Source organism: Streptomyces sp. NPDC060049, assembly GCF_042736715.1.
GTDB lineage: Bacteria > Actinomycetota > Actinomycetes > Streptomycetales > Streptomycetaceae > Streptomyces.
The window spans coordinates 321,103-340,348 of sequence record NZ_JBHWVV010000005.1 but is presented as its reverse complement, the minus strand read 5'-3'; the positions used below and the strand labels follow the sequence as shown (position 1 = coordinate 340,348).

14 protein-coding genes and 3 pseudogenes are annotated in these 19,246 nt (G+C 71.6%); 12 read left to right on the top strand and 5 right to left on the bottom strand.

The genetic code is table 11. The features are described from left to right. Positions 1-153 precede the first annotated feature (153 nt). From ACFWBY_RS11775 to ACFWBY_RS11765, 3 genes are all read right to left on the bottom strand, one after another. Complete coding sequence (locus ACFWBY_RS11775) at positions 154-978, bottom strand: hypothetical protein (protein WP_385335054.1); 825 nt, start codon at positions 976-978, stop codon at positions 154-156. After that, a complete protein-coding gene (locus ACFWBY_RS11770; protein ID WP_385335052.1) occupies positions 975-1,508 on the bottom strand; it encodes a SigE family RNA polymerase sigma factor in 534 nt (177 codons plus the stop codon). Before ACFWBY_RS11770 ends, ACFWBY_RS11775 begins: the two co-directional genes overlap by 4 nt. A 124-nt stretch (positions 1,509-1,632) precedes the next feature. Continuing rightward, positions 1,633-2,535, bottom strand: a complete 903-nt coding sequence (locus tag ACFWBY_RS11765) for an expansin EXLX1 family cellulose-binding protein (protein WP_385335050.1) — start codon at positions 2,533-2,535, stop codon at positions 1,633-1,635. 276 nt (positions 2,536-2,811) lie between these two features. On the opposite strand from ACFWBY_RS11765, the pseudogene ACFWBY_RS11760 reads away from it, so the two are divergent. From ACFWBY_RS11760 to yicI, 6 genes and pseudogenes are all read left to right on the top strand, one after another. Next, positions 2,812-3,000: pseudogene (locus ACFWBY_RS11760) on the top strand (phytanoyl-CoA dioxygenase); the annotation flags it as partial. Beyond that, a pseudogene (locus tag ACFWBY_RS11755) lies at positions 2,997-3,344 on the top strand (hypothetical protein). The pseudogenes ACFWBY_RS11760 and ACFWBY_RS11755, both read left to right, overlap by 4 nt. Before the next feature lie 204 nt (positions 3,345-3,548). Next, positions 3,549-6,395 (top strand): glycoside hydrolase family 3 C-terminal domain-containing protein, encoded by a 2,847-nt coding sequence (locus ACFWBY_RS11750; RefSeq protein WP_385335148.1) that lies wholly within the window; start codon positions 3,549-3,551, stop codon positions 6,393-6,395. 143 nt (positions 6,396-6,538) lie between these two features. Beyond that, on the top strand, positions 6,539-7,522 hold the full coding sequence (locus ACFWBY_RS11745; RefSeq protein WP_385335048.1) for an acetylxylan esterase: 984 nt from the start codon (positions 6,539-6,541) through the stop codon (positions 7,520-7,522). Positions 7,523-7,630: 108 nt separating this feature from the next. Then, a complete protein-coding gene (locus ACFWBY_RS11740) occupies positions 7,631-7,813 on the top strand; it encodes a family 1 glycosylhydrolase (protein WP_385335046.1) in 183 nt (60 codons plus the stop codon). After that, positions 7,810-10,092 carry an alpha-xylosidase gene (yicI, locus tag ACFWBY_RS11735; protein ID WP_385335044.1) on the top strand — a complete coding sequence of 761 codons (2,283 nt, stop codon included), beginning with the start codon at positions 7,810-7,812 and terminating at the stop codon, positions 10,090-10,092. The genes ACFWBY_RS11740 and yicI overlap by 4 nt, the downstream gene beginning before the upstream one ends. Positions 10,093-10,181: 89 nt before the next feature. Here yicI and xylA read toward each other — a convergent pair whose 3' ends face one another. Further along, positions 10,182-11,354 carry a xylose isomerase gene (gene xylA / locus ACFWBY_RS11730; protein WP_385335042.1) on the bottom strand — a complete coding sequence of 391 codons (1,173 nt, stop codon included), beginning with the start codon at positions 11,352-11,354 and terminating at the stop codon, positions 10,182-10,184. Positions 11,355-11,446: 92 nt separating this feature from the next. Between xylA and xylB the strand changes: the two genes are divergently transcribed. The 3 genes from xylB to ACFWBY_RS11715 all read left to right on the top strand — a co-directional run bounded on the left by xylB (position 11,447) and on the right by ACFWBY_RS11715 (position 14,447). Then, positions 11,447-12,877, top strand: a complete 1,431-nt coding sequence (gene xylB / locus ACFWBY_RS11725; protein WP_385335040.1) for a xylulokinase — start codon at positions 11,447-11,449, stop codon at positions 12,875-12,877. 13 nt (positions 12,878-12,890) lie between these two features. Then, positions 12,891-14,102 (top strand): ROK family protein, encoded by a 1,212-nt coding sequence (locus ACFWBY_RS11720; RefSeq protein WP_385335037.1) that lies wholly within the window; start codon positions 12,891-12,893, stop codon positions 14,100-14,102. Positions 14,103-14,282: 180 nt separating this feature from the next. Next, positions 14,283-14,447, top strand: coding sequence for a fibronectin type III-like domain-contianing protein (locus ACFWBY_RS11715; protein ID WP_385335035.1), 165 nt, complete (start codon positions 14,283-14,285; stop codon positions 14,445-14,447). An 11-nt stretch (positions 14,448-14,458) separates the two neighbouring features. On the opposite strand, the pseudogene ACFWBY_RS11710 reads toward ACFWBY_RS11715, so the two are convergent. Beyond that, positions 14,459-15,249, bottom strand: a pseudogene (locus tag ACFWBY_RS11710) (glycoside hydrolase family 3 C-terminal domain-containing protein); the annotation flags it as partial. Between the two features lie 323 nt (positions 15,250-15,572). Between ACFWBY_RS11710 and ACFWBY_RS11705 the strand changes: the two are divergent. The 3 genes from ACFWBY_RS11705 to ACFWBY_RS11695 are packed head-to-tail and all read left to right on the top strand — an operon-like array spanning position 15,573 to position 19,209. Next, positions 15,573-17,234 carry an extracellular solute-binding protein gene (locus ACFWBY_RS11705; protein ID WP_385335033.1) on the top strand — a complete coding sequence of 554 codons (1,662 nt, stop codon included), beginning with the start codon at positions 15,573-15,575 and terminating at the stop codon, positions 17,232-17,234. Further along, entirely contained in the window at positions 17,234-18,286 is a 1,053-nt protein-coding gene (locus ACFWBY_RS11700; protein ID WP_385335031.1) for an ABC transporter permease, read from the top strand. Before ACFWBY_RS11705 ends, ACFWBY_RS11700 begins: the two co-directional genes overlap by 1 nt. Next, the gene (locus ACFWBY_RS11695; RefSeq protein WP_385335029.1) at positions 18,283-19,209 is read left to right on the top strand and encodes a carbohydrate ABC transporter permease; all 927 of its coding nucleotides are present in this window, start codon (positions 18,283-18,285) and stop codon (positions 19,207-19,209) included. The genes ACFWBY_RS11700 and ACFWBY_RS11695 overlap by 4 nt, the downstream gene beginning before the upstream one ends. The last annotated feature ends 37 nt before the right edge of the window (positions 19,210-19,246 follow it).

Genomic DNA, 19,246 nt, shown 5'->3' with positions numbered 1-19,246 from the left:
CATGTTCTTGGCGGTCCTGCAGTGGGGCCGCCGGCTCGCTTTCCCGGGGCCGCCCGCCTCGCCTCCTGAGACACCCCCCCCACGGGGCCACTGGCGGTACGTCCGCACTTCGCCGGGGCGCTCCCGCTCAGCCCGACGGCTGCGGGCACGGCCTCAGTGTGTCGGGGAGAAGCCGCCCCAGACCGAGAGGGCGCCGCGGGGACCGTTGGCGTCGACGCGGTAACCGTCGTGCCCGGCCTCGCGCCCGCCGGTGGCGTGGTTGTACTGGCCGGCGAAGACGTGCTGCCCGGTCGGGACCGTACGGCCCGGCTTGAGGATCCAGCGGTAGACCACGGCTGCGCCCTCGTCCCGGACGGTGACGGTGAAGTCCTCCGCGGGCAGCGTCCGCCAGCTGCCGGTGCTCTGCACTGCGCCGGTCTGCGTGATGCGCAGTTCCACGGTGAGTGCGGTGAGCGGCTGGGTGGTCTTGAGGGTGATGTCGCTCTGCGCCCAGTAGGCGTTGCTGTTCGCGGCCAGGGAGCCGCCCGACCACAGCGGACCGTCCTGGACGCGTGCGCCGCCGGGCGGGGCCGAGCCGGCGCCGGCTGACGCCGCGGGGCCGTGGCTCGTCGGGGACGAGTGCTCCGGTGCGGTCGGCCCGCCGTGGGTGGGCGCCGACGGGGTCGAGCGGGGGGCCCCGGACGTGGACGGTGCGGAGGGCGTTTCGGACGCGGACGGCGCGGAGGGGGTGGCCGAGACGTCCGGCTCGGACGGCGGTGATTGGACGATGGCGGCGACGGCGAAGCCGCCGACCGCCAGGACGCCGGCCGTGGCGAGGGAGGCGAGGGCGACCCCGCGCCAGGGCCGGGCGCCCGGCGATCGGCGCCGGTGCGCGGGGGCGCCGGACATGCCGTGTTCCAGACGGGCCAGGATCCGGGCGCGGTCAGGCTGGTGGGCTTCGGAGGCTGTGCGCAGCCGCCGGGCGAGTTCCTCGTTCAACGGCTCCTCCTCCCCGCCAATACTTCCCCGGACGCTCCTGTGCTGCCCAGCATCCGTTCCAGTTCGGCCATCCCCTTCGACGTCTGGCTCTTCACCGTACCGACGGATATGCCGAGCGCCAGCGCGGTGTCCTTCTCCGACAGGTCGAAGGCGTGCCGCAGGACCACGCATGCCCGCTTCCGGAACGGCAACCGGGCGAGAGCGGTACGGACGTCCACCACGGAGGCCACGTCCGGACCGTTCGACGGCTCCGCACCGCGGGACCAGAACAGGGCGATCCGGCGGCGTTCGCGCACCGCGCTGCGGATCCGTGACCGGGCCAGGTTGGCGACCACGCCACGGGCGTAGGCAAGCGGGTACTCGGCCTGGCGCAGCCGGTCCCAGCGCTGCCACAGGGCGATCAGGGCGTCCGCGGCCAGATCGTCGGCGCCGTCCGAATCGCCCGTCAGGAGATGGGCGAACCGGGCGAGTCCGGCGTAGTGGCGTTCGAAGAAGTCGTGGAACTCCGCGGACGCGTCATCGGGGACCATGTCCGTCGGTCGCCCCCTCCGAAAATGTGTGCGTTAACAATCGGGCGGCAGCGTACCAGGGCTGGGTCGATCGAGGCGCACTCCCGTGCGCCACCGCGGAACCGCCGTCCGCGGCGGGGCGGGCTCAGTGCGGGGCGAACTGGACCCGGGTCGGTTGTACGACGTCCGGCAGCAGCGCGGTCCCTTCGACCGTCAGCTGCTCTCCGTAGATGTCGGTGATCCTCATCGCGCCGCCGCACCCGCTGCCGTCTGCGGCGAGGAAGTAGTTGTATTCGGTACGGGGCAGTCTCCGCCAGCCCTTGGGCGTGCGTACCTCCAGCCGTGCGACCGGATTCCGGTGGCCGATCACCTGGATGCCGCACCAGTGGGGGCTGGACCCGGTCTTGTACCGGACGGACATCGTGCCGGGGGTCGAGGGGCTCAGCAGGCTCCAGGTGATCGGGATGCGGCCGAGTTTGGGATCGGCCAGTTTCGCGAAGGCCTGTTCGCTGAGGTCCAGTTGTCCGGGTGCGCAGGGCAGTGGGCATTCGTTGGTGATCCGGACCGTGATGGAGGCGCCGCTCGCGGCGCGGACGCGCACGTAGGCGCCGCACGCCCTGGACGACTCGTAGTCGGTGGTGTTCATGGCCGCGATCATGAGGTCGTCGCTCGGGCCGAACAGGCAGGCGCCGTTGCCGTCGGCGGCGGCGTAGGCGGTGGCGACCCCCCTGTAGGTGGTGTCCGGCTGGATGCGTCCTGCCGACGGCGCCGTGGTCGACGCCGACTCCGGGGTGCCTTCCGCCGAAGGCTGTGGAGCCGCGGCGGTCGTCCCCGCGGCCGCGGTCGGGGTGGGTGCCGCTCGCGAGCTGTCCGTCGAGGGCGCGGGGCTCGTCGGGGCCGGGGGCGTGGCTCCCACCCCGGTGGCGGCGGGGGCCGCCACGTCGGCCCGGACCTCGGCCCCTGCCTCGGCCTCGGGGCCGGGGCGCATGGTCGTCACCAGGCAGACGAGGACCCCCGCGACGGCCAGCAGCACCGTCGTGCCCCTCATCAGTCGCTGTCTCTGCCTGCGCTGCCGCGCGGCCTGCCGTGCAGTCTGCATGTCCGTCCGTTCGAAGATCCGAGTCGAGGTGCGCTGCTGGGTCGCCGCAGGATGCGGAAAGGTTGCCGGCGGGGAGGAAGCGGGAGCGGCGGGTACCGCGGGGCGGGCCGGCAGCCGCGTCCCGTGCCGGTCGGGTCACGGGGCGGGGGAGTGCGCGGAACCGGGGGACTGGGCGGCGCGGATGCCGCGCGGAGAAGCCCCGAGCGCGCGGCGACAAGCCTTGTTGATGATCTCGACGACCCGCAGGTGACCGCGGAGCCGGACGCGATGTTCCCGTGGTACGAGGCGGCGACCGGCCGGCTGGAGCGGTACAACCGCATCCTGCTGTGGCGGGTGCCGACCGGCGACGGTTCCTTCGACCTCGACCACTGGGTGACCAGGGTCTCCAATCGCCCGAAGGGGACACGGACATGACGACCGGAGCGAACCTCCCCGAGCGGGCGGAGGACGCCGCGCCGGTGCCGCGGCAGCAGGTCTTGGTGCTGTATTTGGCCACCTCGGCGCTGGACTCCCGCGTCGTGGGCTGGTCGCTGTACGACGGCACCGGCCGTACCTCGCCGACCACGGGCGACAGCGACGAGCCGCCGTACGGGTCGGGGGTGGCCGCGCTCCGGGCGGGCTGGCGGCCGATCCAGGCCGCTCAGCTGCTCCCCCCGTAACCGGGTCACGAGTACGACGTCTCCTTCCTCAAGCACGAGTTCTTCTTCGAGCGGATCGTCGACGCGCAGGCGGACCCGCAGGAGACGAGGTTCCTGTAAGCCCCCTTTTGCGAGCGGTGTCGAAGCGCTTGGATGACGCTGCTTGGACAGCAGCGTGTTGCGAGTTCGGCAAGAACCTGCACACTTGCAAAAGTAGGTCTATCAGGGATAGTTGACAGCGGTACTGCGTTCATGTCAGCGTCGAAGCGCTTCGACAAATGTTCGCAACGCCCAACCTGCCGAGGGGTTGTCCACGTGAGTTCCCTGTCCGCGCCCGCAGCCGGTCTGCCTCTTTTCCGCGACCCGGCGCTACCACTGCGCAAGCGTGTCGACGACCTGCTCGAACGGCTCACGCTCGACGAGCGGATCGCGATGCTGCACCAGTGCGCACCGGCCGTCCCGCGCCTCGGCGTCGGCTCGTTCCGAACCGGCAGCGAGGCCCTGCACGGGGTCTCCTGGCTGGGGGTGGCGACCGTCTTCCCGCAGGCCGTCGGTCTCGGCGCCACCTGGGACGAGGGCCTGGTGCGCCGGGTCGCCGAGGCGGTCTCGATCGAACTGCGCGCCTTCCACCGCCACCGCCCGCCCGCTGTCGGCGGCGCTCCCCACAGCCTCCAGGCCTGGGCGCCCGTACTGAACCTGCTGCGCGACCCGCGCTGGGGGCGCAACGAGGAGGGATACTCCGAGGACCCGCTGCACACCGGCCGTCTCGGGGAGGCCTTCTGCCGGGGCCTGTCCGGCGACCACCCGACCTACCTGCGGGTGGCCCCGGTACTCAAGCACTTCCTCGCCTACAACAACGAGGACGACCGCTGCACCACCTCCTCCGTGCTGCGCCCGCGCGTGCTGCACGAGTACGACCTGGCCGCCTTTCGCCCCGTCGTCTCATCCGGCGCCGCGACCGGCGCCATGGCCGCCTACAACCTCGTCAATGGCCGTCCCTGCCATGTGAGCCCCCTCATCGAGTCGGAGCTGCGCCGTTGGGCGGAGCCGACCGGCTACGAGCTGTTCGTGGTCAGTGACGCCGAAGCCCCGTCCAATCTGGTCGACCTCGAGGAGTACTTCGACGACCACGCCGAGTCCCACGCGGCGGCGCTCAAGGCCGGCATCGACAGCTTCACCGACCACGGCGAGGACAGTGCGACGCCGGTCGGCCGTCTGCGCGAGGCGCTGGAGCGCGGCCTGATCGACGGGACCGACGTGAACCGCGCCGTCGGACGGCAGCTGGAACTCCGCTTCCGGCTAGGCGAGTTCGACCCCGAACTGGACCCCTATGCCGGTATCGGGCCCGAGGTCGTCGACTGCACCGAGCACCGCGAGCTGGCGCGGCATGCAGCGACCGAGTCGGTGGTCCTACTCAAGAACGACGGCCTGCTGCCGCTCGACGCGGCACGGACACCGCGGATCGCCGTCATCGGCCCACTCGCCGACGCGCTGTACGAGGACTGGTACAGCGGCACCCTGCCCTACGAGGTCGGCGTCGCCGCCGGACTCGCCGAGGTGCTCGGCGTCCACGGCGGCGAGGTGCTCTGCGAGGAGGGCGCCGATCGGATCGCGCTGCGCTCCTGCACCACCGGTGAACTGCTCGGCAAGACCGCTTTCGACGTGGCCGACTGGGGCCGCGGCGTACTGACCCTGCGCGCCGCCGACACCGGCCACTACCTGAGCCTCAAGGGCGACGACTCACTGGCGGCCGACCAGGAGGTGCTCAAGAGCTGGGAGATCCACGAGACCTTCCGGCTCGAACCGGCCGAGGACGGTGCCGTGCTGCTGCGCTCCGTGCTCACCGGACGCTACGCCGCCGCGGACCCGGCCGACGGCGGGGTGAGCGTCACCGCCCTGACCCCGGACACCGCGGAGCGCTGGCAGCGGGAGCTGCTGCGCGACGGCGCGGCCGAGGCACGGGCGGCCGCCGAGACGGCCGACGTGGTGGTCGTCGTCCTCGGCAACCACCCGATGGTCAACGGCCGCGAGACGCAGGACCGCGCGGGCCTCGACCTGCCCGAGTCGCAGGAGGCACTGCTGCGCACGGTCGCGGCCGCCTGCCCCGAGACGGCGCTGGTGGTGATGAGCAGCTACCCGTACGCCGTCGACTGGGCCGACGAGCACCTGCCCGCCGTGGTGTGGACCTCCCACGGCGGGCAGGAGACGGGCCACGCGCTGGCCGCGGTGCTGCTCGGGGAGGCCGAACCCGCCGGCCGCCTGCCGCAGACCTGGTACCGGGGCGCGGATCCGCTGCCGGACCCGCTCGACTACGACATCATCAAGGCCGGCTGGACCTACCAGTACCACCGGGCCGCTCCCCTCTATCCCTTCGGCCACGGGCTGTCCTACACCGACTTCGCCTACCGCGACCTGAGCCTGTCGCAGCCGTCGACAGGCCAGGACGGCACGGTCGACGTCACGGTGACACTGGCCAACACCGGCCCACGGACCGGCAGCGAGGTGGTCCAGCTCTACGTCCGGGCGCTGGGCGCCCGCTACGAGGCACCCCGGCGGCGCCTCGCCGACTTCCACAAGGTCCGCCTGGAGCCGGGCGAGAGCCGGGAGCTGAGGTTCTCGCTCCCGGTCGACCGGCTCGCCCACTGGGACATCGCGACCGGCGCCTTCACCACCGACCCCGGCGCATACGAGATCACCGTCGGCCGCTCCGCCGAACACCCGGTCCTCACCGCACAGCTCACGGTGACCGGACCGGCCCCCGCGCCCCGCGTGGTCGTCGGCCGACGAACCCTGACCGTCGACTTCGACGACCACGCGGACATCACCATCGTCGACGCCACCCGCGCCGGCGCAGACGCGGTGACTCCGGCCGATCCCGCGCGGCCCGCGACGCTCCTCTTCCGTGACGTCGATCTATCCGGGGCGGTCCGGGTGGAGGCCGAGACCGCCCTCGAGAACGCGGGATCCGGGGAGGCGCGGCTGGAACTACGGTCAGGTGACCGGCTGCTGGCTCAGATCGGTGTTCCCGTCACCGGCAACCGCTACACGTGGACGACCGTCGCGGCCGATCTCGACGCTGCGCTGGACGGCGTCCACGACCTGCGGCTGACGCTGCACGGCGGCTTCCGTTTGTCCGCCTTCGGTTTCACCGCGTCCGGCGGGACCGGCTGAGGCCCGCGCCTGTGAGACCGGCGGCCCGTCCGAGGGGGGCGGGCCGCCACCCCTTCCCGCACCACTGCCCGCAGCTGCGAGGCAAGGCCCCCGAGGCCACCGAGCTCCGTTACCCCGTCATCTTTCCGACCGGAGGAAGCCCCATGCCGCTCACAGACCTCGGTGCGGACGAACTCGTCAGCTACCGACCCGAGTTGTCCGATCCGACGGGGTTCGACGCCTTCTGGCGGCGGACCCTCGCCGAAGCCCGCTCGCACGACGGGGCGATCAAGGTGGAACGGGTCACCGCCCAGCACCTGCTGCACACCGTCGAGGTCGACGACGTGCGCTTCCCCGGCTGGGGCGGCGAACCGGTGGCCGCCTGGCTGCTGCGCCCGCGCCACGCGGCCGGACCGCTGCCGGTCGTCGTCACCTACATGGGCTACGGCGGCGGTCGAGGACTGCCCACCGACCACCTGTTCTGGTCCGCCGCGGGCTACGCCCAACTCGTCGTCGACAGCCGGGGCCAGGGCCACGACACCCCGGACCGGGGCATGGGCGACGGCACGCAGTGGGTCGAGGGCCTCATGACCCGCGGCATCGACTCTCCCGACGACTACTACTACCGGCGATTGATCACCGACTGCGTGCGAGCCGTGGACGCGGTCGCGGAGCTGCCCGGACTCGACAGCCGTCGGATCGTGGTGGCCGGAGGCAGCCAGGGCGGCGGTCTGGCGCTCGCCGTCGCCGGTCTCGCCGGGGACCGCGTGGCGGCGGCGATGCCGGACGTCCCGTTCCTGTGCCACTTCCGCCGCGCTGCCGCGATCTGCGGCGACGGCCCGTACCAGGAGATCGCCAAGTACCTGCGCTGGCACAGCCGCCACCGCGTGGAGCCGGCCTTCGCCACCCTCGACCACTTCGACGGTGTCCACTTCGCCCGGCGGGCCACCGCGCCGACGGTGTTCAGCGTGGGCCTGATGGATCCGGTCTGCCCGCCCTCCACGGTCTACGCCGCCTTCAACCACTACGCGGGCGAGGACCGCACCATGACCGTGTGGCCGTTCGGCGACCACGGCGGCGGCTGCGGCTCGAACCCGCCCGTCCAACTGACCTGGCTGCGCGAACGCGGCCTGGCGCCGGAGCTCTGAGCGCCCCGCACCACCGGACCGGGCAGACGGTGCGAGGGGCCCGCGCGCCCGGCCGCCCCACGCACTGAGCCCCGCACCCCGAGACCGAGGAGCCCGACAGACCCGGACGTGCGCGGCTCCTACGTCTGGTCGCTGCTGGACAACTTCGAGCGGGCGCGCGGCTACGGCCGGCGCTTCGGCCTGGTCCACGTCGACTACGACACGCTGACCCGAACGCCCCAGGACAGTTGCCCCTGGTTCCGGGGCCTGATCACCGCGCACCGCGCGCGGACGGAGGAAACCACCCGATGAAGTTCACCGAAGGCTACTGGCTGATGCGCCCGGGCGTCACCGCGCGGTACGCCGCCGAGGTCGCGGACGTCCGGGCCGACGAGCACCGGATGACCCTCTACGCGCCGGTGAAGCACGTACGCAGCCGCGGCGGCATGCTCAACAGCGCGCTCCTGACGGTCGATTGCTGGTCGCCGGCCGAGGGAGTGATCGGGGTACGCGTCACCCACCACGCCGGTTCGGAGCGGCGCGGGCCGGAGTTCGCGCTGCCCGGCGCGCAGCAGGGCAGCGGGAAGGTGCACCGGGACGGCCCGGTGGTCGAGCTCGCTGCGGGTGAGCTGTCGCTGCGGGTGGACACCTCACGGCCGTGGCGCCTGGAGTTCACCGCCGACGGGCAGGTGCTGACCTCCGTCGGCGAACGCGGTACCGGCTTCGTCACCGACGACACCGGGCGACACTTCGTGCTCGGGCAGCTCTCGCTGGATGTAGGAGAGCTGGTCTACGGCCTGGGGGAGCGGTTCACCCCGTTCGTCAAGAACGGGCAGGTCGTGGACATCTGGCAGGCCGACGGCGGCACGAGCAGCGAGCAGGCTTACAAGAACATCCCGTTCCACCTGACCAACCGGGGCTACGGCGTCTTCGTCAACCACCCCGGCAAGGTCAGTTACGAGGTCGGCTCCGAGTCGGTCGGCCACGTGCAGTTCAGCGTCGAGGACCAGTCGCTGGAGTACTTCGTCGTGCACGGCCCGACCCCGAAACAGATCCTGGAGCGCTACACCGCGCTCACCGGTCGCCCCGCCCTGCCCCCGGCCTGGGCGCTGGGCCTGTGGCTGACCACGTCATTCACCACCGACTACGACGAGGCCACCGTCAACCGCTTCGTCGCCGGCATGGCCGAGCGCGGCATCCCGCTGAGCGTCTTCCACTTCGACTGCTTCTGGATGCGCGGCTACCAGTGGTGCGACTTCGAATGGGACTCCGAGACCTTCCCCGACCCGGCCGGCATGCTCACCCGCCTCAAGCAGCGGGGGCTGCAGATCTCCGCCTGGATCAACCCGTACGTCGCGCAGAAGTCGGTGATGTTCGAGGAAGGCGTGCGCGAGGGCCACCTGGTGCGGCGCCCGGACGGCAGCGTCTGGCAGTGGGACCTGTGGCAGCCCGGCATGGCGCTGGTGGACTTCACCAACCCCGCCGCCCGCGACTGGTACACCGGCAAGCTGAAGACGCTGCTCGACCAGGGCGTGGACTGCTTCAAGACCGACTTCGGCGAGCGCATCCCCACGGACGTCGTCTGGCACGACGGCTCCGACCCCGAGCGGATGCACAACTACTACACGCACCTCTACAACCAGGCCGTCTTCGAGCTGCTCCGGGCGGAACGCGGCGAAGGTGAGGCACTGCTCTTCGCCCGCTCCGCCACCGCCGGCGGCCAGCAGTACCCCGTGCACTGGGGCGGCGACTGCGAATCCCACTTCAACGCCATGGCCGAGTCGCTGCGCGGCGGGCTCTCCCTGGGCATGTCCGGCTTCGGCTTCTGGAGCCACGACATCGGCGGATTCGAGGGCACCCCGACCCCCACCGTCTTCAAGCGCTGGGTGCAGTTCGGCCTCCTCTCCTCGCACAGCCGCCTGCACGGCAGCAAGTCCTACCGCGTCCCGTGGGACTACGGCGAGGAGGCCGTCGAGGTCACCCGGGACTTCACCCTGCTCAAGCACCGCCTCGCCCCGTACCTCCAGCGCGCCGCGCACCAGGCACACGCCGGCGGCATCCCCGTCATGCGCGCCATGGTGCTGGAATTCCCCGACGACCCCGCCGCCGCCGCGCTTGAGCGGCAGTACCTGCTCGGAGACGACCTGCTCGTCGCCCCCGTCTTCACCGACGACGGCACGGTCGAGTACTACGTGCCGGAAGGGACGTGGACGAACGTTCTGACCGGTGCCCAGGTCACCGGTCCCCGCTGGGTCCGCGAGCAGCACGGCTTCCACACCCTGCCGCTGCTGGCCCGCCCCGACTCCGTCATCCCGCTCGCCGCCGACGACCAGCGCCCCGTCTCCGCCTGGGCCGACGGCGTCGAACTCCGGGTACACGCCTTCGCCGACGGCGCCGAACGCACCGTGGTGATCCCGCGTTCCGACGGCCCCGGCGAGGTGGCCCGCTTCCACCTGCGCCGCCGGGGCGACCGCCTCCACGTGACGACCGACAGCCCGCATCCCTGGCAGCTCCGGTTCGGCGGGCCGGCCGGAACCGTCCACGCCCAGCCCGCCGGCACCCTGGAGGCCGACCTCGCACACCCGGCCTGAGCCGAGCGGCCGGGCGCGAAGGCGCAAACCCTGGGGCGAAGCGGAGCCGGGCCGTGGAACGTCACGGCCCGGCTCGTGGGCGTACCGGCTCAGCGGGCGCCGAGGAGGTGTTCGAGGGCGAGCTGGTCCAGCTGTTCGAAGGCCATGCCGCGGCGGGCGGCGGCATCGACGTCGAACTCGTCGAAGGCGGACCGGTCGGCCAGGAGGCCGGCCAGTCCGTCCTCGGCGGTGGGGAGGGCGAGTTCGGGCAGTCGGGAGGCGACGAGCGCGGCCTGGACCTGCGGATCGGACCGGAAGGCGCGGGAACGCTGCGCCAGGAGCAGGTAGTTGCGCATGCAGGCGGCCGCCGAGGCCCAGACGCCGGCGGAGTCCTCGGTGCGCGGCGGTTTGAAGTCGAAGTGACGGGGGCCGTCGTAGCCGGCGGACTCCAGCAGGTCGACCAGCCAGAAGGCTTGGCGCAGGTCGCCCGCGCCGAAGCGCAGGTCCTGGTCGTACTTGATGCCGGTCTGGCCGTTGAGGTCGATGTGGAACAGCTTGCCGTGCCACAGGGCCTGGGCGATGCCGTGCGGGAAGTTCAGCCCGGCCATCTGCTCGTGGCCGACCTCCGGGTTGAGGCCGACCCGCTCGGGCCGGTCCAACTCGTTGATGAACGCCAGGGCGTGGCCGATGGTGGGCAGCAGGATGTCGCCGCGCGGCTCGTTGGGCTTGGGTTCGATCGCGAAGCGCAGGTCGTAACCCTGGTTCTCGACGTACTCGCCCAGCAGGTCGAAGGCCTCCTTCAGCCGGTCGAGGGCGGTGCGCACGTCCTTGGCCGCGCCCGACTCCGCGCCCTCGCGGCCGCCCCAGGCGACGTAGACCGAGGCGCCGAGTTCCACGGCCAGGTCGATGTTGCGGATGGTCTTGCGCAGCGCGTACCGGCGCACGTCGCGGTCGTTGGCGGTGAAAGCGCCGTCCTTGAACACCGGGTGGGTGAACAGGTTGGTGGTGGCCATCGGCACCTTCAGCCCGGCCGTGTCGAGTGCGGTGCGGAAGCGTTTGACAGCCTGCTCGCGAGCGGCGTCGCCGGCGGCGAAGGGGATCAGGTCGTCGTCGTGGAACGTGACGCCGTAGGCGCCGAGCTCGGCCAGCCGCTGCACGGTCTCGACCGGGTCGAGGGCGGGTCGGGTGGCGTCGCCGAAGGGGTCCCGCCCCTGCCAGCCGACGGTCCACAGGCCGAAGGTGAACCTGTGCGCGGGGGTGGGGACGAGCGGGTCGCTGGTCATGAGGCGCTCCGGATCTGGCCGAGGTCTATTTGTAATGACGAAAAACAAATTAGTATGCCGAGACGCCAGAAGGAACCCCACCGGAGGAACGCATGTCCGCTCAGCGTGTCGTGATCGGTGTCGACAGCTCGACCCAGTCCACCAAGGCCCTCGCCGTCGATCTGGAAACCGGCGCCGTCCTGGGCGAGGGCCGCGCCTCGCACGCCGTCAGTGAGGGCGCCGGACGCGAGAGCGACCCCGAACAGTGGTGGTGGGCGCTCGGCGAAGCCATGGCGGGCACCGGCTGGGCGGATCGCGCCGCCGCCTGCGCGATCGCCGGCCAGCAGCACGGCCTGGTCACCCTCGACACGACCGGCCGACCGGTGCGTCCGGCGCTGCTGTGGAACGACGTCCGCTCCGCCCCACAGGCCGCCGAACTCGCAGCCGCGTTCGGCCCGGCAGAGCTCGCACGCCGCACCGGCAGCGTCCCGACGGCCGCCTTCACGTCCGCCAAGTGGGCCTGGCTGCACGCGAACGAGCGGGCCGCCGCCGACCGCGTCGCGGCCGTCCGCCTTCCCCACGACTTCCTGACGGAGCGGCTGACCGGCGAGGCGGTCACGGACCGCGGTGACGCGTCTGGAACCGGCTGGTGGGGCCCGGACGGCTACGACCAGGACGTCCTCGGCCGCATCGGCCTCGACCCCGGGCTGCTGCCACAGGTCCTCCCGCCGGGCGCCCTGGCGGGCGCCGTCCGGGCCGGGATGCCACTGCGCGAGGGCGCGCTGGTGGCCACCGGGACCGGTGACAACATGGCCGCCGCCCTCGGGCTGGGCCTGACCCCCGGACGTCCGGTGCTGAGCCTCGGTACCTCCGGCACCGTCTACGCCGTCGGCCGGACCCGGCCCGCCGACCCGAGCGGAACCGTCGCCGGCTTCGCCGATGCCCTCGGCGGCTGGCTGCCGCTCGCCTGCACGCTCAACTGCACCCTCGCCGTCGACCGCTTCGCCGCCCTCGTCGGACGCGACCGGGAGGACGTCGAGGCAGGCGGCACGGTGGTGGCGCTTCCCTACCTGGACGGTGAGCGCACTCCGGACCTCCCGGGTGCTTCCGGCCTGGTCCACGGCCTGCGCCACGACACCACGCCGGGCCAGCTGCTCCAGGCCGCCTACGACGGCGCCGCCCATGCCCTGCTCGCGGCCCTGGACGACGTGCTGCGTGCCGGGGGCGAGAGCCCCGCCCCCGACGAACCACTGCTGCTGATCGGCGGCGGAGCCCGCGGCAGGGCCTGGCAGCGGACGGTCCTGCGGCTGTCCGGCCGAGCGGTCCAGGTGCCCGAGGCCCGGGAACTGGTCGCGCTCGGGGCCGCCGCGCAGGCCGTCGCACTGCTCACGGGTGAGCCCGCCGACGCCGTCGCCCGGCGTTGGGGCACCGCCGCGGGCCGGGTGCTGGAACCCGTGACCCGTGACGACGACACGCTCGAACGGATCACCAGTACGCTGCGGCGGGCGCGGGCCTTGCAGGAGGTCCCGCCGGCAGAACGATAGGAGGGTCGGCTCAATGGCGGGGATCGGCAGGGCGAGCGGTGGCGTGGAGGCCGTGCCCGCCTCGCAGCAGGGGATGCGTCGGCAGAACCTCGCGGTGGTGATCGGAGCAGTCGCCGCGCACGGTCCGCTCTCCCGGGCGGACGTCGCCGGGCACACGGGCCTGACCAGGCCGGCGGTCTCCTCCATGGTCGACGAGCTCATCGGCCGCGGAGCGCTGACCGAGACGGAGACCGCGCGCAGCGGACGGGTCGGCCGCCCCGGACGGGCACTGGAGCTGAGCGATCGGGGCCCCGCGGGCCTCGGCCTGGAGATCGGCGTCACCCATCTCGCCGCGTGCGTCGTGGACCTGCGCGGTGAACCCCGGGTGTGGCGCCGGGTGGAGCGGGCCAACGCGGGCCGGCCGGCCGAGCAGGTGCTGGCGGAGGCCGCCGCGCTGGGCGCCGAGGCCGAGGCGGAGGCCGCCGCCCTCGGCCTGCGCGTCGCGGGCCGTGTTCTGGCCGTGCCGGGGGTGGTGCCGAACGAGCCGAGCGGGCTGGTCGCGAACGCCCCCAACCTCGGCTGGCAGGCCGTCCGCCCCGCCGACCACTGGCCCGACCCCGACACCGTGCCCGAGCCGGAGAACGAGGCCAACCTCGGGGCGCTGGCCGAGCAGTGGCACCAGGGACTCCCCGCCGAGACGTTCGTACACGTCTCCGCCGAGGCCGGAATCGGTGCCGCACTGGTCGTCGGCGGGCAGCTGTTCCGCGGCGCCCGCGGCTTCGCGGGCGAACTCGGCCACCTGCCCGTCCACCCGGAGGGCGTCCGTTGCGCCTGCGGAGCCCGCGGCTGCCTGGAGCAGTACGCGGGCGAAGCGGCCGTGCTGCGCGAGGCCGGGCTCGCGCCCGTCGGCGACCCGGTGTCCCTGCTGGCCGAACGGGCAGGCGCCGGGGACGCGGCGACCCTGCGCGCCCTGGACCGGGCAGGACGGGCCCTGGGCCTCGCCCTCACCTCGGCGGTGAACCTGATCGACCCGGACGCCCTGGTTCTGGGCGGCGCCTACGCCGAACTCGCCGACTGGCTCCTGCCGTCCATCCGCGCCGAACTCGCCGCCCGGATCACCGTCCGGCCCTGGACCCCGGAGGCGGTACGCCCCTCCGCCCTGGGCCGGCGCGGACCGGTGCTGGGCGCGGCATGGTCGACCGTCCGACAGATCATCGCCGATCCCACCCGCCTGCCGGCCGGCTAGGGCGTCTCTTTCGGATCTGGCCGGGCCCGCGACGCCCGGTACCGCACCTGGCCGCGTTGTCGGGGTGCCCCAGTAGGTCCAGTGCGCGACACGCCCCTCCGCGTTGCCATGCACGGCACCGGACGGCCGCGGGCTCGGCCGACAAGATCCGAAGGAGACGGCCCGGCCGCGCACCGGCGTGTGAGGCTCGCGCCCGGCGAGGTCACGGAGATCGCCTTCCGGATGCCGATGTCGGCCTTGGCGTTCCGGGACGTGATGCAGGGGAGTCAGCGGGTGGCACCGGGCCCCTACGAGATCCTCGTCGGAGCGCCCAGCGAGGACGGCCGCCTGGCCCGGACCGCGTGATCGACCGCCTACGGGTACGCCGACACCGCCGCCGGCACCGTGCTCGAGCCGGCCGGTCGGGCCGTGCGCAGGAGGCGCTCCTGGTGGGCGGGGAGGGCCAGGGTCGTAGGTCCTGTGTCTCTCGTCCGGTGATGTGCGGCTCGTTGCACGCGACCACCAGGACCACGTCCGCCTGCGAGGCGGCCCTGTGTACCGCGTCCTCGCCCCTCTCGACGACGACCTCGAAGACTCCCCGTTCTCGAAGACCTCCCCGTTCCCGTCGGCAACCTTCAGGCCTCCGGCGGCGACAGAGACGTGGCGGTCCGTAGCGATGGGTCGAAGGAGGTGCCCGTTCTCGTGCGGTTCCAGGCGGAACGTCTCCTGGACGACCCAGCCCCCGGGCTGGTCGGCGGGGGCCCGGACACGGCCGTCCTCGGCGACGGACGGATAGCGGCCGTCCGGGGCGCCCCGGGTCGGCACGCCCACGCCCCACACCCCACGCGGTCGTCGCGGGTGCGCATCGCCCGGACCTCCTTGGACAACGCCTCGCCGACCCGTCGTACGAGATCCGTGTTCCAGGTCGCGCCCAGGCCCACTGCCTGCGGGAAGACGGCGGCCGGACCCATCCGGGCCACGCCGCGCAGGGCCTCCTGGCCGGTGCGGAACGCGGCGGCGCCGGGCCGCTCCACGGCGTGCGTGAACTGGTGCAGGAATCCGATCTTCTCGTCGAGGGCGAGCCGCGACGGAAGGTCGTCGATGCGCTTCGCGAGAGGCAGCTGCGGATCACGGAAAGTGGTGGTGCGGGCGGCGTGCGTGCGGACACGTGGGATCCCCTTGGGATAGAGCGGTGAGTGATTTCGAAGCGCTTCGATGCCCGTCAGCCACCAGGGAGAGTGTCAAGAAATCAACCCCCTTACATCAGGCAGCGCATACAAAAGATCCCCCTCCAGGCCTTGGGTCAATCTTGGAAGTGACCCTTGTGTGCCCCTAGTTGTTCACTTAACCTCACTGCAACATCGAAGCGCTTCGACTGAAATGCGCGTCGCAGTGGTCGGACGTCCGCTTCAGCTCAGTCAGTTCCAGTCACGACACCGCAGCCGACGGTCCACCGCCGGGTGTCCAGGTGCGCCATGAAGGGTTGACGCAATGACGCCGAATGCCGCCTCCTCCGGACCGAGCCGGAGAAGCTTCCTCGCCTCCACGGCGGTCGCCACCGCAGCGGTGGCCGGGGGAATGCCGCTGCTCACCGCCTGCGGCGGTTCGGGCAGCGGGTCGCCGGACGGGACCACGGCGGGCAAGGGCGCGGACAAGCTGCTCCCGACATACGTCGCCAGCACGGTCGCCAAGCCGGACCTTCCGTCGAAGAACGGTTCGTCGGACGGCTACATCGCCAAGGTCGACCTCGCGGCCCTCGCCACCTCGGTTCCGGACAAGCTCGGCACCGGCGCTCCCCTCAAGGTCATGTCCCCGCTCTGGGGCACCCCGCCGACGGCCGGGTGCGCGTACTACGAGGCGGTCGACGCGGCGGCGGGCACCAAGGTCACCTGGCAGAACCAGGACGGCAACACCTACGGCGAGAAGCTCGGCGCCGTCCTCGCCTCCAGCTCCGTACCCGACATGGTGGTCGTGGCCAACTGGCACCTGGTCGGCAAGATCGCGAACGCGGTCACCGCGAAGTTCATGGACCTCGGCCCCTACCTGGCGGGCGACAAGGTCAAGAAGTACCCGAACCTGGCCGCGATTCCGTCCGACGCCTGGCGCATGGGCATCTTCGGCGGCGCGCTGCGCGGCATTCCGATGCCCGCCGCCCCCGCGAGCTTCATCGTGCCGTACTACCGCAAGGACCTCTTCGACAAGGAGGGTTGGTTCGTGCCCAAGTCGGCCGAAGAGTTCCTCAGTTGGGCCAAGGATGCCACCAGTGCCAAGGCCAAGGTATGGGCCTGCGGTGACCTGAGCTGGGTCTCGGGGAGCATCTTCGGCGCCTGTCCCAAATGGAACATCGATGACGACGGCAAGCTGAGGTACGCCATCGAGCGGCCCGAATACCTCGAAGCCCTGGAGTGGACCCGCAAGCTGTTCGATGCCGGCGTGGTCCATCCCGACGACAGCGCGCGCTCCGGCGACGCGGGCCAGCGCTTCACCGCCGGACAGATCCTCGTCTTCAACGGCGACATGTCCGCCTGGTACCAGAAGACAGCCGAACAGGCCCAGGCCAACCCGGACTTCCAGATCGAGGCCATGGACATCTTCGGCGCCGGCGGCGGCAACCCGACGCTGTGGGCGTCCTCGCCCGCCACCCTCTGGTCGCTGATCCGCAAGGGCGCCTCGAAGGAGACCGTGGAGAACGCGCTGGCCGCCGCCGACTTCTCGGCCGCGCCCTACGGCACCAAGGAGCGGATGCTCGTCGACTACGGCGTCGAGGGCACGCACTACTCGGTCAAGGACGGCGTCCCCGTCAAGAACGACCAGGGCAACTCCGAGGTGATCAACGCCTGGTCGATGCTGGCGGCGCCGGCACCGTACTTGGCGCACCCCGACCTCCCCGACGTCGCCCGCAAGCAGGTCGAGTGGCAGCAGCGGATGGGAGCCTTCATGAAGAAGACGTCCACCTACGGCATGACCGTCGTCGAGCCGACCCGCTACGCCAACCTCGCCAGCCAGCATGAGCAACTGCAGATCGACTACGTGCGGGGCAACAAGAAGCTGTCCGACGTGCAGGCCGCCATCTCCACCTGGAGGTCCTCCGGCGGCGACGAGCTGCGCGACTGGTACAAGGAGCTCCTCGACAAGAACGGCAGCGGCAACTGATGTCCCTCACGGCCGGGAGCCGGCCCGACGGGACCCGTGCCCCCGCGGCCGTCGAACAGCCGACGGTCGCGGTCGCCACCACTGGGGCGAAGGCGCGGGCGCCGCGCAGGACGAGCAGGGGCGGCAAGGTTCCGTTCCGGATCCGGCTGCGCCGCGACCGCGCGCTCATCGTGATGACGGTGCCCGTCGTCCTCCTGCTGTCGCTCTTCAACTACGTCCCGCTGCTCGGCAACATCATCGCCTTCCAGGACTACGACCCGTACGTCTCCGGCAACGGCGTCACGGCGATCTTCCACAGTCCCTGGGTCGGCGTCCGGCAGTTCTCGCGGATGCTCGACGACCCGCTGTTCTGGAGCGCCACGAAGAACACCCTCGTCCTGTGCCTTCTCCAACTGGTGTTGTTCTTCCCGGTCCCCATCGCCCTCGCGCTGCTCATCAACAGCGTGATCCGGCCCCGGGTGCGGGCCGTGGCGCAGGCCATCATGTATCTGCCGCACTTCTTCTCGTGGGTCCTCGTGGTCACCGTCTTCCAGCAGATCCTCGGAGGCGCGGGCATCGTCGCGCAGACCTTGGAGCAGCACGGGTGGAGCGGCTTCGACCTGATGACCAACGCGGACCTCTTCAAATACCTCGTCACCGCGCAGGCCGTGTGGAAGGACGCCGGCTGGGGGATCATCGTCTTCCTCGCGGCCCTGTCCGCCGTCAGCACCGACCTGTACGAGGCCGCCGCCATGGACGGTGCGGGGCGTCGGCGACGCATCTGGCACGTGACGCTGCCCGCGCTGCGCCCGGTGATCGCGCTGCTGCTGGTGCTCAGGATGGGCGACGCGCTGAGCGTCGGTTTCGAGCAGTTCCTGCTCCAGCGGGACGCGGTCGGCGCGGGGGCCAGCGAGGTCCTCGACACGTACGTCTGGAACATGGGCATCCAGAACGGCGACTTCAGCTATGCGGCCGCCGTCGGCCTGGCCAAGGGACTCATCGGAGTCTGTCTCGTCCTGAGCGCGAACAAGTTCGCGCACCTGCTGGGCGAGCAGGGGGTGTACAAGAAATGAGCCTCAACACGCAGCTCATCCGCAGCCTCAAGGCTCCCGCCCGACCCGTGTGGGAGGAGCCGCCGAGCAAGGCGGGGATCACCGCCAAGAGCGGCATTCTCCTGCTCTGCTGCCTAGGGGTGCTCGCCCCGCTGTGGATCGTGATCGTCACCAGCCTCTCTCCCAAACCGGTGATCGACCGGGCCGGCGGCCTCGTCGTGATCCCGCACGGCATCACCTTCGTCAACTACACGGAACTGCTCGGCGGCGGCCAGGTCAGCCGGGCGATCATGGTCTCGGTCGGGGTCACGCTCTGCGGCACCCTGTTCTCCATGACGGTGTCGGTGCTCGCGGCGTACGGACTGTCCCGGCCGGGGAGTCTGGGGCACCGGTTCTTCCTGATGGCCATGATGGCCACCATGTTCTTCGGGGCCGGCCTCATCCCGACGTACCTCCTGGTGCAGTCACTGGGCCTCACGGACACCTATCTGTCGCTGGTCCTGCCGAGCGCGGTCAGTGTCTTCAACATCCTCGTCCTACGCGCCTTCTTCATGGGGATCTCACCCGAACTCATCGAGTCGGCCCGCATCGACGGGGCCAGTGACCTGCGCATCCTGCTGACCATCACCATGCCGCTGTCGCGCGCGGTGCTGGCCGTCATCTCGCTGTTCTACGCGGTCGGCTACTGGAGCGCCTGGTTCAACGCCTCCATCTACCTCACCGACCAGGCGATGATGCCGCTGCAGAACGTGCTCATCCAACTGGTCCAGAAGAACACCGAGGCGCCGACCGGCCTCCAGCAGGCGGTCCGGACCGGTCAACTCTCTTCGCTGGGGCTGCAGATGGCCGTCATGGTCCTGGCCCTGATCCCCGTCGCGGTCGCCTCGCCCTTCGTCCAGCGGCACTTCAAGAAGGGCATGCTCACCGGAGCCGTCAAGGGCTGAAGCCCTTCGGTCCGGTCCCCGCCGCAGTGCACAGCTC

Excerpts from the sequence above, each read along its gene's own strand:
- ACFWBY_RS11770 (WP_385335052.1), bottom strand. The coding sequence starts at position 1,508 with ATGGTCCCCGATGACGCGTCCGCGGAGTTCCACGACTTCTTCGAACGC.
- xylB (WP_385335040.1), top strand. The coding sequence starts at position 11,447 with ATGTCCGCTCAGCGTGTCGTGATCGGTGTCGACAGCTCGACCCAGTCC.
- ACFWBY_RS11695 (WP_385335029.1), top strand. The coding sequence starts at position 18,283 with ATGAGCCTCAACACGCAGCTCATCCGCAGCCTCAAGGCTCCCGCCCGA.
- xylA (WP_385335042.1), bottom strand. The coding sequence starts at position 11,354 with ATGACCAGCGACCCGCTCGTCCCCACCCCCGCGCACAGGTTCACCTTC.
- ACFWBY_RS11745 (WP_385335048.1), top strand. The coding sequence starts at position 6,539 with ATGCCGCTCACAGACCTCGGTGCGGACGAACTCGTCAGCTACCGACCC.
- ACFWBY_RS11720 (WP_385335037.1), top strand. The coding sequence starts at position 12,891 with ATGGCGGGGATCGGCAGGGCGAGCGGTGGCGTGGAGGCCGTGCCCGCC.
- ACFWBY_RS11765 (WP_385335050.1), bottom strand. The coding sequence starts at position 2,535 with ATGAGGGGCACGACGGTGCTGCTGGCCGTCGCGGGGGTCCTCGTCTGC.
- yicI (WP_385335044.1), top strand. The coding sequence starts at position 7,810 with ATGAAGTTCACCGAAGGCTACTGGCTGATGCGCCCGGGCGTCACCGCG.
- ACFWBY_RS11700 (WP_385335031.1), top strand. The coding sequence starts at position 17,234 with ATGTCCCTCACGGCCGGGAGCCGGCCCGACGGGACCCGTGCCCCCGCG.
- ACFWBY_RS11705 (WP_385335033.1), top strand. The coding sequence starts at position 15,573 with ATGACGCCGAATGCCGCCTCCTCCGGACCGAGCCGGAGAAGCTTCCTC.